Raw genomic sequence first — 16,441 nt, 5'->3', positions numbered from 1 at the left:
TTAAAAAGTAGGAGAGAAAAGTGGGGTGTTCTCGTGTTCAGCGAATTGATAAGGGGGTGTTATCGTGAGGCGAATATCTAAAATATATTGTTTACTCTGGTTGATTAGTTTCTGTTTTCGATGAAATACATCTTTCCAATAATTTAATATAGGTCTGTTCGTTCGTTGATTTTTTGCATTTTGGAGTAAATAAAATAACAATCAATTTAGTTTTTTCATACTGAAAACAGGGCTTTTCGCCATCCATAATTCAAGGAAAACCGTGACGTACTCTATCTATTAACTGCTATTTTTGTGTAAAACAATCTTTTTATGAAGGTCAATTCTATTTTTCGTTTTCTGCTTCTTTTTGTTTTTTTATCGGCATGTACTACCAAAAAAGAAGATGCTAGCCAGCAGGCAGATAACCTTAATCGGTTTCAAGATTATGTAGGTCAGGTTTCTCACGGCATTATTTCGGCTCAGAGTAGTGTAAGAGTGGTTCTGAATACGCCGGTTGAAGAATGGAATGCAGGTGATGAGCTAAATGAAGATTTCTTTAACATATCTCCAAAAGTAGAAGGTAAAGTAGTAGCTCTTGATAACCGCACAATAGCTTTTGTTCCTTTAAATGGTTTTGAACAGAATACAGAATATAAATTCACTCTGAATCTAGATGATATTATAAGTGATTTGCCAGATGATTTGCGTGCATTGAACTTCAGTGTAAAAACTTTAGAACAACAGTTTAATATTTATACGAATGCCCTGCAGTCGTACTCAAAGGAATTCCAGTACATCACTGGGCAGTTGCGCATGGCAGATGTTTTTCCTTTAGAAAAATCGGAGCAATTGGTTTTCGCAACCCAAAATGGGAAACCTATCCGGATTAAGTTCGATGCAGGAACAGAAAAAGGGACTCAGTTTTCTTTTAAAATAGATAGTGTTCAGAGGTATGATGAAGATTCTAAACTAGAGGTTTCATGGAGCGGAAAGCAGTTTAATATTGAAAGTGATGGCACTCAAACCATTACCATACCTTAGAAAAATAACTTCACTGTTTTGGATGCTACTGTAGAGACGGGAGAAAGTGCTGTTGTGTCCATTAATTTTTCAGACCCATTAAAGAAAGGTCAGAATTTTAAGGGGCTGGTAGTATTGGAGCAAGATGATAACGTTAAGTATGCTGTAGACGGAAATACCTTAAAAGTATACCCTTCTAAAGATATTGAAGGTACGGTGGCACTAGAAGTTTATGAGGGTATTGAGAGCACGGACGGTAATAAATTGAAAACTAAGTTTACAGAGAGAATTGCATTTGAAAAGCTTAAACCACAGGTGAGATTTCTTTCTAATGGAACAATTCTACCTTCTTCCAGTAATCTTAAAGTGAATTTTGAGGCGGTAAGTTTAGCGTCGGTAAAAGTTTCTGTTTTTAAAATTTATGAAAATAACATTCTACAGTTTCTGCAGAATAGTAATTTAAACGGACAAGGAGATTTACGGGCCGTAGCAAGACCTATTGCACGCAAGAAAATAACTTTAGACAATTTATCTGGTTCTAACGGAAAATGGGTGGCGCATGCGCTTGACCTTAAAACCCTTATTACGCCTGACGTTGGTGCTATTTATAGGGTTGAATTAGATTTTGGCCCTGAAGATAGCGCCTATGGTTGTGAAAATTCCAATTTTGAGTCTGTGGCTGAAGATGAGGAAGATTTTGATGAAGAGAATGAGAGTAGTTCTTGGGACAATGTAGAGAACTATTACTATGATGATTACTACTACGATTATAACTGGAACGAAAGAGAAAACCCTTGTGACAAATCCTATTACTACAACAAAAAGGTAGGGATGAATGTTTTGGCTTCAGACTTAGGTGTGACCGTCAAAAAGGGAATTAATAAAAGTTACTTTGTTGCGGTAACGGATATTTTAAATACCAACCCTGTTGCTGGAGCTAAGGTTACATTTTACAATTATCAACAACAGCCGTTGGGGGATGTGATAACCGATGCAGAGGGCATGGCTATATTTGATGCAGAAAAACCAGCTTATTTTGCCCTAGCAGAGAGCAATGGTCAAAAAACCTATGTAAAATTAAATGACGGTAATGCGCTTTCCGTAAGTAAGTTCAAGGTATCAGGGGTAGAACTTCAAAAAGGACTTAAAGGCTTCATTTTTGGTGAAAGAGGAGTTTGGCGTCCCGGAGATGAAATTTTCCTTTCTTTTATGCTGAATGATAATGCACACAAACTACCGGAGAACCACCCCGTAAAATTAGAATTGCTAGACCCTTATAACAAAGTTATTCAACGTGAGGTTAGAACAAACGGACTTAATAATTTTTATCAATTTAATCTAAAAACAGATGAAAATGCACCTACCGGAAATTGGTCGGCTAAAATTTCGGTTGGTGGAGCTACGTTTACAAAATCACTGAAAATTGAAACCATTAAGCCCAATCGTTTAAAAATCAAAACCGAGTTTGATGATGAAATTTTAAAGGCAACCAAGCCCATTACCGGTAAGATGGAAGCAAAGTGGTTGCATGGTGCAATTGCAAAAAATCTGAAAGCTGACATTACAGCAAAATTCAATGCATCTAACACTACATTCAGTAAATTTATTTATGTTTTTGATGACCCTACCCGAACTTTTTCGGTAGAGGACCAAGTAGTTTTTGATGGTAAAATAGATGCAGAAGGCAAGACGCGCTTTAGCATTAACCCTCAGCTTACAAGTCAAGCACCATAATGCTAAAAGCAGCTTTTATAACCAAAGTATATGAAAATGGAGGTGATTTTAGTACGGATGTGTTTTCAAAAACATATTCGCCTTACAACACTTATGTTGGTCTGACCGTTCCTAAAGGTGATAAAAATAGGGGAATGCTTTTAACGGACACGCCTCATACTTTTGATGTGGTTACAGTAGATGAAAAGGGTAATCCTAAGGCCGCTAAAAATTTGAATGTAACTATTCATAAAGTAAGTTGGAGATGGTGGTGGGATACTTCTGCTGATAATTTATCTAATTATAGCAGTAGTCAGTATCACGAGAAGGTCTTTGAAAAGATAATCAGCACCAATGCCAGCGGTAAAGCTAATTTTCAATTCGAATTAAAGTATCCTGAATGGGGTAGGTATTTAGTGCGGGTGGAAGACCCTAACGGAGGACATTCCACTGCAAAAACTATGTATATAGATTGGCCGGGCTGGGCAGGAAAATCTCGTAAAACGGACCCTTCGGCTGCTACTATGTTGGTGTTTTCAACAGATAAGGAAACCTATAATGTTGGTGAAAATGCTACAATAACTTTCCCTAGTTCAAAGGGGAGCCGTGCTTTGGTTACCATAGAGAACGGTACGGAAGTTTTAAAAGTCTTTGGATAGATACAGCCAAAGATGAAACGAAATTTGAATTAGCTATGAGCGAGCATTATGCGCCCAATGTATTTATTCATATTTCTTTACTGCAGCCTCATGCCAATACTTTGAACGATAATCCCATTAGATTATATGGTGTTGTACCGGTTTCTGTAGAGAACCCAGCTACGAAAATTGAACCTACTATTACAATGCCCGAGGTATTACAGCCGGAAGAGACCATAACGGTTAAAGTTGGTGAGAAGACCAAGAAGGCAATGACGTATAGTATTGCAATAGTAGATGAAGGTTTGTTGGACTTAACACGTTTTGTAACTCCAGACCCATGGGGTACTTTCTATGCTCACGAGGCGCTTGGTGTAAAAACTTGGGATGTGTTTGATGATGTTATTGGAGCTTTTGGCGGTAAGGTGAATCAAGTATTTGCTATTGGTGGTGATGGGGAATTAGCTGGAGCAAAAAATAAAAAGGCTAACCGTTTTGAGCCTATGGTAGTTCATTTGGGTCCATTTAGTCTGAAAGAAGGGGAAACCAAGTCACATGAAATTAAGATTCCTAAATACATTGGTTCTGTGCGGACCGTGGTGGTAGCAGGTAATTCTCAAACCGAAGCTTATGGAATGGCAGAAAAGACCACTCCAGTACGCAAACCTTTGATGGTGTTGGCTTCGTTGCCTAGAAAAATCACGCCTGGTGAAAAAATGACCCTTCCGGTCACTGTATTTGCTATGGAAAAGAAAATAAAAAATGTCGAATTAAAATTGAAGTCGGACCCATCATTTACTATTTCTGGAGATGCTACTCAAACGCTTACTTTTGACCAGCCTGATGAAAAAATGGCATATTTTGAATTAAAAGTGGCCGATTTTAAAGGAATAGGAAAAGTTATTGTTGAAGCTTCTGGTAATGGAGAAACGGCTTCTTTTGAAATTCCCATTGATGTGGTAAATCCTAATCTGGTTACATCAGAAATGCAAAAGGTAATTTTGGAGCCTAATTCCTTACAGACCATAAACCTAGAAACTTTTGGTATTATTGGAAGTAATTCAGCAGAAATTGAGCTGTCTACTTTGCCACCAATGAATTTTAATGGTCGCATGCAAAACCTTATTCGCTACCCTCACGGGTGTCTAGAACAGACTACGTCCGCAGCATTTCCGCAATTATATCTTTCGGATATTTTTGACTTGGACGGTAATAGGAAGAAAAGTATACAACAGAATGTGGTGCGTGCTATTAAACTTTTAGGCGGTTATCAAAATGCCACAGGAGGCTTTTCATATTGGCCGGGCCAAAACTTCTCTAATGATTGGGGTACTTCGTATGCCGGACATTTTTTATTAGAAGCCGAAAAAAAGGATATGTGCTGCCAATTGGATTTAAGTCAAGTTGGTTGAAGTACCAGCAGAATAGTTCAAAACAATGGCGTTCGGATAATAGTAGCTCAGATTTAGCGCAAGCATATCGTCTGTATACGTTGGCATTATCTGGTAATGCAGATGTGTCTAGTATGAACCGATTGCGAGAAAGCAACGGTTTGTCTAATGAGGCGAAATTTCGTTTAGCTGCTTGTTATACCTTAATTGGTCAAAATAATGTGGCAAAGGATGTTCTGAGTACGGCTAAACCTAATTTTGAAAGTTCCAACTACGATTATTATACCTATGGTTCGTCAGATAGGAATAGGGCTATGGCTTTGGAATCCTATGTTTTATTGAAAGATAAAACTAAAGCCCAAGACTTGGCTAAAACCATTGCAGAACGTATTTCCGAATCTCGGTGGTTGAGCACTCAGACTACTGCTTATAGCTTAATAGCTATGGCCAAATTTGCTAATTTAGTTGGCGGTAAGGGTGTAAAAGCAACAGTAACGGTAAATGGCAGCTCCAAAAATGTAAGTACGCCAAAGACTTTGGTAACTCGTGAACTTGTAATAAAAAAAGGGGCCAATACTATAGAGTTGAAAAACAATGAAGCCAATACTTTGTTTGTTACTATTGTAAACCAAGGAATTTTGCAGGTAGGTGAAGAGAAAGCAATACAGCGAAATTTGGTTGCAAAAATAGGATTTAAAGGTCGCAATGGTTCTCAGCTAGATGTTACACAATTGGCACAGGGCACAGATTTCGTTGCTGAGGTTACTTTAACCAATACCACAAACAAAGAAATTAAGGATATAGCACTCACCGAGATTTTTCCAAGTGGGTGGGAAATTGTAAACACCCGTTTTACGGATTTTGGAGAATTCGCAGACAATAAGGTAACGTATACTGATATTCGTGATGATCGAACTAGTTTTTATTTCGATATGAAGAAGAACGAAAGTAAAACGTTCAGAGTGCTAATGAATGCATCTTATTTAGGGCGTTATTATTTACCGGGCGTTCAGGCAGAAGCTATGTATGATAACGAATATATGGTGCGAACCAAAGGCCAATGGGTAGAAGTGGTTCAGTAACATTATTTTAATAAGTAAAATAAAAAAGACCCTTTAAAAGGGTCTTTTTTGTGTTTAAAAATATGAGATATTTTTTTATTCCTTTTTATATTTTTCGTGGTATTCGCCATTGCCTTCATCAAAGGTTAGGGTTAGGATATCTCCAGAAATTTTATATTTTGCAACGGTTACGTCCGATCTTCCCTCAGTTCCATAGTCCAGTTGAACTTTTCTATCAAATAGATAAGACCACGTACCAGAATCATGAATTCCTTCTATACAATCACCACTTGCGTTATCCGTGGTGTGATATTGATAATCAAACACGTTTCCGTCTTTAAAGCGCACAATATTCTTGCTCTCACACTCATCGGCTGGTTCTTCACCTTCGTTATCAACATATGTAGTTAGGAACCATGTGCCTAGTAAATCACCATCACCACCGGAGTCATCTTGTTTACAAGAGGTGAAAGTACAGCCTATGGCTAAAGTTAATAAAAGTATTGGTTTTTTCATTTTTATCTGATTTGGTGAACTATTGAAACGTTCTTGCATTTTAGAAAGTACATGAAAAGACATGTTTTAGAGCAAATGCAGCTTTTAAGGGTGAAGTTTATAGTTCAATAAATGCTTTATGCGATATTTTAATAGCCGCCAAAGATAGTTCTTTCTATTTGATGCTAAAAAATAGAAATACGGGTTCCCTGTTCTCAAATCTCCAGGATAATTGTGTAGTTGAATTTGTTCTTCCATAAGGCAACGTAGTTGAAACTTAGTTGGTCACGAAGGCTTTGTGTAGATACGAAACCCCACCAATCTTCCATAACCTTTATAACCTGTGGGTCATTATGCTTTCTAATGAGAACTGCGGCGAAGATGAGCCCGTTTTCGGTAGGGTACCCTTCTGATTTAAAAAATTGCATTTGCTTTTCCATTACGTCAGGTTTGTCTTTGTAAACACCCCGTTGCTTGCCTAATTCAAGTAGAGCAAGATGCTCTTTATACACACAGTCTCGGGCATCATCACATTGATTGTGATCAAAAATCCCCATTTGAAAATCACCTAAACTTGATACCAATTTCTTTATATCACCTATAACTAGATAGTTGCTATCAATATAAATACTAACGTCGTAATCACTAAAATAAAGATGTGGTAATAACTTTGGGTGGCGAGACCTTAAACGTTCTTTGTCCTTTATGTCATCTTTTACCAGAATTGGTTTCCACGGTTTACAGACTTTTTTAGGGTCATCTGTAAAAGCAAAAAAGTCTACACCTTCAATGCTTTTTTGCGGAACAAAGCCGAAGTCGGGTCCAAGGGCTATAGTATAAATGACAAGCTTACGCATGTATATTTTTAGATTATTTGGACAAAGTTCGTTAACAATTTTGAAAAAGTAGGCAGAAAATTAAAATACATTGTTCAATATCCTGTAATGTATTTAGAGTACTTGGGTACGATTTTTTTAACCAAGATAGCCAATACTATACTGCAAAATATGAGGGCAGTCCATACCATGAAGTATGTGGCCCATGGATATGGGACTAGAATATGAAATTTGACCTTTAAGACGGTGAATAATTGCAACACGTAACCGTGAAGAAAATATATAGCAAAACTTGTTGAGGCCAGTAGGGTCAGTAACTTATTCTTAGTGTTTTCAAAACGATGTAAGAATAACATAAAGAAAATACAAAGTATTGATTTTTGAAGCAGTATTAAATCAAACCCGTCATATTCAAAAGCACGCTTTTGATAATTGTCGTACCTGCCGATTGAAGCCTGTAACGAGGCAATGCATAGAACAATAGCTAATAGTACAAACTCTTTATTTTTTAGTGCTTTGTAAATAATGGTTTTGTTTTTTGAACAAAGAATGCCCAATAGAAAAATTGGCGTAAAATATACTGCGGACTGAATTACATTGAGTTCATCTACCGGTCTATGTATAAGAAGAGCAACGACAAATAATAACAAAAGAGTGGTGAATTGATATACCGGCTTTAATTCAATAAGCTTAATATGTATGGGGTACATTAGAAATAAACAAATCGCAAAAGGTATGTACCAGTATGCTACCAGATGAGCTCCAGTAAAGTAATACAGAAATATAGGAGCGATGTACTCGTTGATCACTCCTTCTTCATTCAAGGTAAAATATTGATTCCAGAAGTGGGGTTCTAACTGCAATTTAAGGAAGATTGGCATTATTGATAAAATGGTATAGGGAATTAAAAGCCGCTTTACTTTACCCATAAAAAATTGATGTGTTTTTTGCTTCATATAAAAAACATGATGAAACAAAAAGCCCGAAATAAAAATAAAATTAATGGTACTGCCTGCGGTAAGATTTGCAAATACGGCTTCGGGAAAAGTGTTTATTTTTAGCTCCGAAATAGAATAGCAATGTGCTGAGACAATAAGTAATATAGCAATCCCCCTGTAGGTATTAATTGAATTTAAGTACATAGAAAGTTTGATTATGGGGGAATCAAATTACTACTATCAATCTGGTTTAGATGACTAGGCTTTCGGCATTATCAGTCTCTTTTTTTTATTTCAATATGAGAATCCTCTTTTAAAACCTTTGAGAATATAAATGCTCCAATCTCTTTTATAGGTCCATAAAGTACGGATTCCTTCATTGTTTCATCTTTTACAACATCTGCGGAATCGTTTATACGCTCAAAAAAGATGAGTAGTGCGCCTAAAATTACAGCAACTTTAAGGGCGCCAAAAATACCACCTGCTAGTTTATTGAGTAAGCCAAGCATTGCAAAATTGGCAATTTTAGTTAAAAACCGTCCTGCTAGTTGTACGGCAAGAACGATGACAACAAACGTTATAACAAAGGCAGCAATATTAATATACCGTTCGTTCCATTCCATGTTTTCTGAAAGGTAATCGCCGGCGTAATATGAAAAATGAATAGCCCCATAAATTCCAGCGATTAAAGCAACAATGGAAGCAAGCTCTACGAAAAGTCCGTTTTTTAAACCTTTCCAAAGTCCGTATAAAAGAAGTAATCCTAAAATAATATCTAAGAAGCTCATGGTAAATGTGTTTACGCAAAAGTAGTATTTTGATTTGTACCTTTGCGACTTATATCCATTCAACGGATAAATGCAAAAGGATTAATGGCAAGAGACGAAGAGTTAAAAGAAAGATGGAATGTGTTAGTGGAAAAATTATCTGCCCAATTTGCAGATGGAGATACTTTAGAGCTTGACGCAATTATATATTTGGTAGGGATTCAGGAATTGGGCCAATACCATAAAAAGTATAAAAAGGACGATAAATTAGACTTAATGCACATTGCAATTTGTCGTTTATTGGAGCCTTATGGGTATTATGAGTTTGAGTTTTTTGATGAAGAAGGCTGGCCTCATTACATTACTAAGGAAGAATTACCTGCATTGAAGGCAGGTGAGCAATCCGTTTTAATGAAAGAAGCTATTGTAGGCTACTTCGTAGAACGGGAATATATCTAATTTTTTCAAAAGTCAATTTTGGAACTTGTACCCATTCAAAATGAAAAACAAACTTCCATATTATGCAGTAATCTTCACCTCTCTACTTACGGAGGAAGATAAAGGCTATGCTGAAATGGCCGACCAAATGGAAAACTTGGCCAAATCACAGCCCGGTTATCTGGGTATTGAGAGTGCTCGGGAGCAAGTGGGTATAACTGTAAGCTATTGGGAAAGCATGGAGTCTATAGCCAATTGGAAGGCGAATACAGATCATCTTTTTGCGCAGCAAAAGGGAGTTAAGGATTGGTATTCATGGTATAAGGTGCGCATTTGTGCTGTAGAGCGAGAGTATGATTTTGTAAAATGAAAAGAATTGGCTCATTTGCTAGTAGGCATCCAAAGAAGCTAATTTTATTGGCGGTTTTACTAATTGCATATTATTTCTGCCTCCCTAAGAATTTATTCAAATCCCCAACAGCAACTGTAGTAGAAAGTAAGCAAGGCTCTTTATTGGGAGCTATGATTGCCGAGGACGGACAGTGGCGATTTTCAGAGGTAGATAGTGTTTCTTACAAATTCAAAACATGTATTCTTCATTTTGAGGATGCCCATTTTTATCAGCATCCTGGTTTCAATCCAATTGCAATAGTTAAGGCTATAAAAGCCAATATATCTGCAGGTACAACGGTTAGGGGTGGAAGTACCCTCACGCAACAAGTCATTAGGCTTGCTAGAAATGGGAAAAGTCGTTCTTATTTTGAGAAGTTTGTTGAATTGATATGGGCTACCCGGCTAGAATTAAATCGATCTAAAGAAGATATTCTTAAACTTTATGCCAGTCATGCTCCTTTTGGAGGAAATGTAGTTGGTATTGACGTTGCTTCGTGGCGTTATTTTGGGTTGCGCCCACATCAATTATCTTGGGCAGAATCCGCTACTTTGGCGGTCTTGCCAAATGCACCAAGTCTTATTTATCCCGGTAAAAACCAGATTAAACTTCTGGATAAACGTAATCGTCTGTTAAAAAAGCTTTTGAAAAGCAGGTTATTGACCAAACAACTTATGAACTCTCGTTATTAGAAGAGCTGCCGCAGAAACCCTATCCTCTGCCCAAAACAGCCTCGCATTTAGTGCAATACTTAGCTAAAGAGAATAAGGGCGAACGCATCAAGACTACGGTAGATGAAAATTTACAACGCAATGTAAATGCCATAGTGCAAAAACATTATCAAAATTTAAAACAGAATCAAGTTCACAATGCTGCTGTTTTGGTGCTAGATGTACATACGCGTGAGGTGTTGTCTTATGTTGGAAATACGGCTACAACAAAAGAACATCAAAAAGATGTGGACATGGTTCAAGGCAATAGAAGTACGGGAAGCATCATTAAACCCCTGCTTTATACGGCAATGTTAGATGCAGGTGAATTATTGCCAGATATGTTAGTGCCCGATGTTCCGACTCAAATTGCAGGATACGCGCCGGAAAATTTCAACGAAAGTTATAGCGGTGCCGTAGAGGCAAAAAAAGCTTTGGCGCGTTCATTAAATATTCCTGCGGTTCGTTTGTTGCAACAATACGGACTAGAAAAATTCCGTGACCAATTGAATTTTTTTGAATTAGGTGGAATTAATAAACCGGCTGATCATTATGGTCTTACTCTAATTTTGGGTGGTGCAGAAAGTAACTTATGGGATCTTTGTAAAACCTATGCCAACTTAGCTTCTACTTTGAATCATTTTAATACAAGTTCTAGTGAATATTTTAAGAATGAGTTCACGGATTTGATTTTAAAAACAGACCAGACGGTCGATTTTGGAAAATTATCGACTGCAAAAACTGTTTTTGATGCAGGTAGCGTTTACCTCACATTCCAGGCTATGAAGGAGGTAAACAGACCAGAAGGCGATGAATCTTGGCAGTTCTTCGATAGCAGTAAAGAGATTGCCTGGAAAACCGGAACCAGTTTTGGGAATAAAGATGCGTGGGCTATTGGTGTAACTACAGACCATGTAGTCGGTATTTGGATAGGGAACGCAGATGGAGAGGGAAGACCAAATGTAACTGGAGTAACGTCTGCTGCACCACTTTTATTTGATGTTTTTGATGTGCTTCCAAGGAGTAAATGGTTTCAAAAACCGTTGGATGAGTTTACGGATATAGAGGTGTGTGTCCAAAGTGGATATCTGGCCACTGATATTTGCCCAACTAAGACAATATCTATTCCTAATAAACAAAATTACGTTTCTGAATGTAAATATCATCAGATGGTTTATTTAAATCAAGCGAAACAACTTAGGGTTAATTCTTCTTGTGCCGAATTGGCTTCCTCGGTGTCCGAATCTTGGTTTGTCCTACCTCCTTTAATGCAATTTTATTATCGAACTAAACACCCATCATATAAAGTACTACCACCCATTAAAAAAGGATGTAGCAATAATAGTGCATCTCCTATGGATTTTATATATCCTAAAAACGGAAGTAGCATTACGCTAACAAAAGGTTTTAATGGTAAAACAAATGAGCTCATCTTAAAATTGGCTCATGCTAAGCCCGAGACGGAAGTTTATTGGTACATAGATGAAACATTTGTGGGCCAGACTCGGAACTTTCATGAAATGGCAGTACTTCCCTCAAAAGGTAATCATACAGTAATGGTTTTGGATGCATATGGCAATGAGATTGCTGTATCAATATCGATTCAATAAAATTTGCCCTTTTCCTCTGTGAATTATTGCGTATATTTATTTATATTTGCTGTGCTACACTATGCTACTTTGTGTAGAATTCTAGCTTTAAACATTTATCATATGAAATACATAATATCGTTAGACCAAGGTACTACTAGTTCTCGTGCACTGCTTGTGGACCAAGATGGTAAGATTCAAGGCATGGTTCAAAAGGAGTTTAGGCAAATTTTCCCTAAATCAGGTTGGGTAGAACATGATCCAAAAGAAATTCTTGAATCTCAAATAGGAGTTCTAAACGAATTGCTGAAAAAAGAGAAGGTTGATGTTAATGATATTCAAGCTATAGGGATTACCAACCAAAGGGAAACCACTATGGTCTGGGACAAAACTACCGGTGAGCCAGTCTACAATGCTATTGTTTGGCAAGATAAACGTACGGCAGATATTTGTGAACATTTAAAAAAGAGTGGATTATCAGATCACGTCGGACAGACGACCGGACTTGTAATTGATTCCTATTTTTCTGGAACCAAAGTAAAGTGGATTTTGGATAATGTGGAAGGTGCACGTGCCAAGGCTGAAAATGGCGATTTGCTAATGGGTACCGTAGACACTTGGTTGGTATGGAATATGACCAATGGTGCAAGCCATGTTACTGACTATACGAATGCATCACGTACCATGATTTACGATATCGTAAACCTAAAATGGGACGATAAGATGTTGAAAGCATTGGGCATACCAAAATTAATGTTGCCAGAGGTTAAACCATCTGCGCATCACTTTGGCGATTATGTAATAGACGGAAAGAAAATACCTATTGCGGGTATAGCAGGAGATCAACAAGCTGCACTTTTTGGTCAAGGTTGTTTTAAAAAGGGTACAGCAAAGAATACATACGGTACAGGTTGTTTTATGTTGATGAATACGGGCGAAAAACCTCAATTTTCCAAAAACGGTCTTCTTACCACCATCGCTTACGGATTGGATGGAAAAGTGAACTACGCACTTGAAGGAAGTATATTTATTGCAGGAGCTGCTATCCAGTGGCTTCGTGATGGATTGGAATTGATTACAGACGCAAAGGAAACCGAAGCTTTGGCAGATTCTGTTGAAGGCGAAAACCCAGTTTATGTGGTTCCCGCTTTTGCAGGTTTGGGAGCACCCTATTGGGATATGTATGCTTAGGGGAGCGGTATTTGGATTGACAAGAGATACAGGCAAAGCACATTTGGCGAAAGCTACTCTAGAATCATTGGCTTACCAGACAAAAGATATTTTAAAAGCGATGGAAGATGATTCTGGAATTCAGTTGAAACACCTTCGTGTAGATGGTGGGGCATGCGCAAACAACCATTTAATGCAGTTCCAGAGATATATTAGATTCTGAGGTACACCGCCCAGAAGTAATAGAGTCTACAGCTATGGGTGCCGCGTTTTTGGCAGGTATTCAAGTGGGGCTATGGAAACAAGAAGATGTTGATCAAAATAGACCAATGAACAGAATCTTTAAGCCTACCTTTGACCGCGTAAAACGAAAACGTCTGTACAAAAAATGGAAGCAGGCCGTTGAGCGTACCAAAGGATGGGATGACAAATAAGCGATAGTAAAAAACTGTACATAGAAAGACATAATAAGCTATGAAAAACATAAGATTCTCTAATTTAGACAGAGCAAAAACAATACAGGAGTTAACTAACGACACCTATGATTTAGTTGTTATTGGTGGAGGTATTACAGGTGGTGGAATTGCACTTGATGCAGCTTCTAGGGGATTAAAGGTTGCTTTAGTTGAAAAAGGCGATTTTGCATCCGGTACTAGCAGTAAATCTACTAAGTTAATTCACGGTGGATTACGATATTTAAAGCAGTTCGATTTTTGGTTGGTGAAAGAGGTTGGTTCTGAACGAGCAATTGTTCATAAACTAGCACCACATTTGGTATTGCCAGAAAAAATGTTGCTACCACTTATAGAAAATGGATCTTATGGAAAGTGGTTAACTTCCATTGGGTTGAAGGTCTATGATATCTTGGCTCAGGTAACTGGTGAGGATAAGCGTAAGATGTTAGAGAAGAAGGAGGCAATGGAACTAGAGCCCTTACTTCCCAAGAAAATAGTAAAAGGTGCCGGTTATTATGCAGAGTACCGTACGGATGATGCGCGTTTGACTATAGAAAATATAAAGTCGAGTTTATTGTTTGGGGCTCAGGCCTTGAATTACGCGTCTGTAGAAGACTTTATCTACGTAGATGACCAAGTAGCTGGTGTAAAGGTGAAAGATGGCGTGAGCGGTGCTACTTTCAGTATTAAGTCTAAATATGTTATTAGCGCAGCTGGCCCATGGGTAGATGAACTTAGAAGCACCAATAATTCTAAAAAAGGAAAGCAGTTGCACCTAACCAAAGGTGTACATTTAGTATTCCCAAAGAAAAAATTACCAATAAAACAATCGGTATATTTTGATGTTCCGGATGGTAGGATGATGTTTGCCATTCCACGTGGTAAGGTAACATACGTAGGTACTACAGATACCAATTTTAATAAGGATAAAGATAATGTCCGTACAGATTTGGCCGATGCTATCTATTTGATTTCTGCAGTAAACAATATGTTCCCTAGTATAAACCTAGAAATGGAAGATATCGTTTCTTCATGGGCAGGTTTACGTCCTTTAATTCACGAAGAAGGAAAATCTGCTTCAGAATTATCTAGGAAGGATGAGATTTTCACTTCGGATACAGGTCTAATCAGTATTGCTGGAGGAAAGCTTACGGGTTACCGTAAAATGGCTGAGCGTGTGGTAGATCGAATAGCCAAGAAAATGCATGAAGAAGATGGTACTGAATTGAAGGAGTGCTTTACCGAAAAAATATTCTTATGTGGTAATGTGGATTTCAAGAAATTCAAACATGTAGAAAAGTACATCGCTGAAATTTATGGCCGTATTAAACCAGAAGGTTTTACCAAACATGATGCATGGTTCTTGGTAACCAATTATGGAAAGCAGACAGAAATGATACTAGAGAACTATGCCGGTATTAAGGATAGTGATAAGTATGTTCGTATGGCTAAAGCTGAGCTTCGTTTTGGTATTGATTATGAAATGGTGCAAAACCCAATGGATTTCTTCATTAGAAGAACCGGTAGGTTGTATTTTGATATTGATAGTGTTCGCCTTTTAATGGAACCTATTTTAGAGGAATTCAAATCTATCTATGCTGTTGATGATGCACAGATTTCAGAATGGCGTGAAACTTTACTTGGTGAATTAGATGAACATTCTAATTTTTCCTTAGATAGAGTATAAGGTTTACAATTGGATTTTAAGAAATTATGTTGAGTGAGAAGTCGGTCCGTTTTCCAAAGAAACGGGCTGGTTTCATTTTAATACCTAATGGTTTAAAAATTAATCAAGCTTGTCTGTCAGTGCTTTAAACACCTTTTTGGCGCTTTTATCTTCGTAAAGAACAGCATATACAGCATCTATGATAGGTACTTTTACCTTCTTCTTAAACTTAGATTTAATCTCATAGGCACTTTTGGCAGCGTAATAACCTTCGGCTACCATCCGCATTTCCATTTGGGCACTTTTTACGGTATACCCCTTTCCTATCATATTACCGAACATACGGTTACGACTAAAAGTGGAATAACCTGTAACTAGTAAATCTCCTAGATAAGCAGACTCATTAATGTTTCGGTCTATTTTATGTATTCGTTTCGTATAACGTTTCATCTCACGGATGGCGTTGCTCATAAGTACGCTCTGAAAATTATCGCCATAACCTAAACCATGTGCTATACCCGCTGCAATAGCGTAGATATTTTTAAGCATTGCCGCATACTCAGTTCCAATAATATCCTTGGTAACTTTAGTCTTAATGTAGTCGCTACTTAAGTTTTTAGCAAGATACTCGGCCTTCTCCGTATCGGCGCAAGCAATGGTCAAATAAGATAAACGCTCTAAGGCAACTTCTTCCGCATGGCATGGACCGGTAATTACACCTATGTTTTCAAAAGGGATACCATACTTTTCATGAAAATGCTTCCCAACAATTAAACCTGTTTCTGGTACAATCCCTTTTATGGCAGAAAACACGATTTTATCTTTTAAAGAGCTCGTTATTTTTTTCAGTTCGCCCTCAACAAAAGCAGAAGGGATAGCAAATATTAAAATGTCCGAATTATCAACGGCTTTGTTAATGTCGTCTGTCAACTCCAATTGGTCCGTGTCAAAAGTTACTGAAGTAAGGTAGTTAGGGTTATGCTTTTGAATGTTGATGAAGCCTACCGCATCCGAATTCCGCATGTACCAACCTACTTTTTTTTGGTTTACACAAAGCATTTTCACAATGGCTGTAGCCCAGCTTCCGCCGCCTAATACTGTAAATTTTTGGTTCATAGCACTCTAATAAATGACTTAGTTACTGTTAATTGGTCGGTTATACGTATTGGTATTGGGCTTTC

At 37.6% G+C, this 16,441-nt stretch carries 8 protein-coding genes and 3 pseudogenes; 6 read left to right on the top strand and 5 right to left on the bottom strand.

The features are described from left to right. Positions 1–312 precede the first annotated feature (312 nt). Positions 313–5,826 (top strand): annotated as a pseudogene (locus tag Q5W13_RS25790) (alpha-2-macroglobulin family protein). 75 nt (positions 5,827–5,901) lie between these two features. Here Q5W13_RS25790 and Q5W13_RS07255 read toward each other — a convergent pair. The 4 genes from Q5W13_RS07255 to Q5W13_RS07240 form a co-directional block, all read right to left on the bottom strand. Further along, positions 5,902–6,321 (bottom strand): lipocalin-like domain-containing protein, encoded by a 420-nt coding sequence (locus Q5W13_RS07255; protein ID WP_304445863.1) that lies wholly within the window; start codon positions 6,319–6,321, stop codon positions 5,902–5,904. A gap of 194 nt (positions 6,322–6,515) precedes the next feature. Beyond that, the gene (locus Q5W13_RS07250) at positions 6,516–7,157 is read right to left on the bottom strand and encodes a glycosyltransferase domain-containing protein (protein ID WP_304445862.1); all 642 of its coding nucleotides are present in this window, start codon (positions 7,155–7,157) and stop codon (positions 6,516–6,518) included. A 74-nt stretch (positions 7,158–7,231) separates the two neighbouring features. After that, positions 7,232–8,278, bottom strand: a complete 1,047-nt coding sequence (locus Q5W13_RS07245; RefSeq protein ID WP_304445861.1) for an acyltransferase family protein — start codon at positions 8,276–8,278, stop codon at positions 7,232–7,234. 71 nt (positions 8,279–8,349) lie between these two features. After that, a complete protein-coding gene (locus Q5W13_RS07240; RefSeq protein ID WP_304445860.1) occupies positions 8,350–8,862 on the bottom strand; it encodes a CvpA family protein in 513 nt (170 codons plus the stop codon). A gap of 84 nt (positions 8,863–8,946) precedes the next feature. Here Q5W13_RS07240 and Q5W13_RS07235 point away from each other — a divergent pair, with 84 nt between their 5' ends. The 5 genes and pseudogenes from Q5W13_RS07235 to Q5W13_RS07215 all read left to right on the top strand — a co-directional run bounded on the left by Q5W13_RS07235 (position 8,947) and on the right by Q5W13_RS07215 (position 15,281). Continuing rightward, positions 8,947–9,300 carry a hypothetical protein gene (locus Q5W13_RS07235; RefSeq protein WP_155597820.1) on the top strand — a complete coding sequence of 118 codons (354 nt, stop codon included), beginning with the start codon at positions 8,947–8,949 and terminating at the stop codon, positions 9,298–9,300. Between the two features lie 40 nt (positions 9,301–9,340). After that, entirely contained in the window at positions 9,341–9,649 is a 309-nt protein-coding gene (locus tag Q5W13_RS07230; protein ID WP_304445859.1) for an antibiotic biosynthesis monooxygenase family protein, read from the top strand. Next, a pseudogene (gene pbpC, locus Q5W13_RS07225) lies at positions 9,646–11,990 on the top strand (penicillin-binding protein 1C). The gene Q5W13_RS07230 and the pseudogene pbpC overlap by 4 nt, the downstream one beginning before the upstream one ends. 102 nt (positions 11,991–12,092) lie before the next feature. Continuing rightward, positions 12,093–13,573, top strand: a pseudogene (gene glpK / locus Q5W13_RS07220) (glycerol kinase GlpK). 40 nt (positions 13,574–13,613) lie between these two features. After that, complete coding sequence (locus Q5W13_RS07215; RefSeq protein WP_304445858.1) at positions 13,614–15,281, top strand: glycerol-3-phosphate dehydrogenase/oxidase; 1,668 nt, start codon at positions 13,614–13,616, stop codon at positions 15,279–15,281. Between the two features lie 99 nt (positions 15,282–15,380). On the opposite strand, the gene Q5W13_RS07210 is transcribed toward Q5W13_RS07215, so the two are convergent. Next, positions 15,381–16,376 (bottom strand): NAD(P)H-dependent glycerol-3-phosphate dehydrogenase, encoded by a 996-nt coding sequence (locus Q5W13_RS07210; protein ID WP_155597825.1) that lies wholly within the window; start codon positions 16,374–16,376, stop codon positions 15,381–15,383. Positions 16,377–16,441: the final 65 nt, after the last annotated feature.

Source organism: Zobellia laminariae, from assembly GCF_030553095.1.
GTDB classification, from domain to species: Bacteria; Bacteroidota; Bacteroidia; order Flavobacteriales; family Flavobacteriaceae; genus Zobellia; species Zobellia laminariae.
Note: the sequence above shows the minus strand (reverse complement) of the source record. Positions and strands in the feature narration are given on the sequence as shown.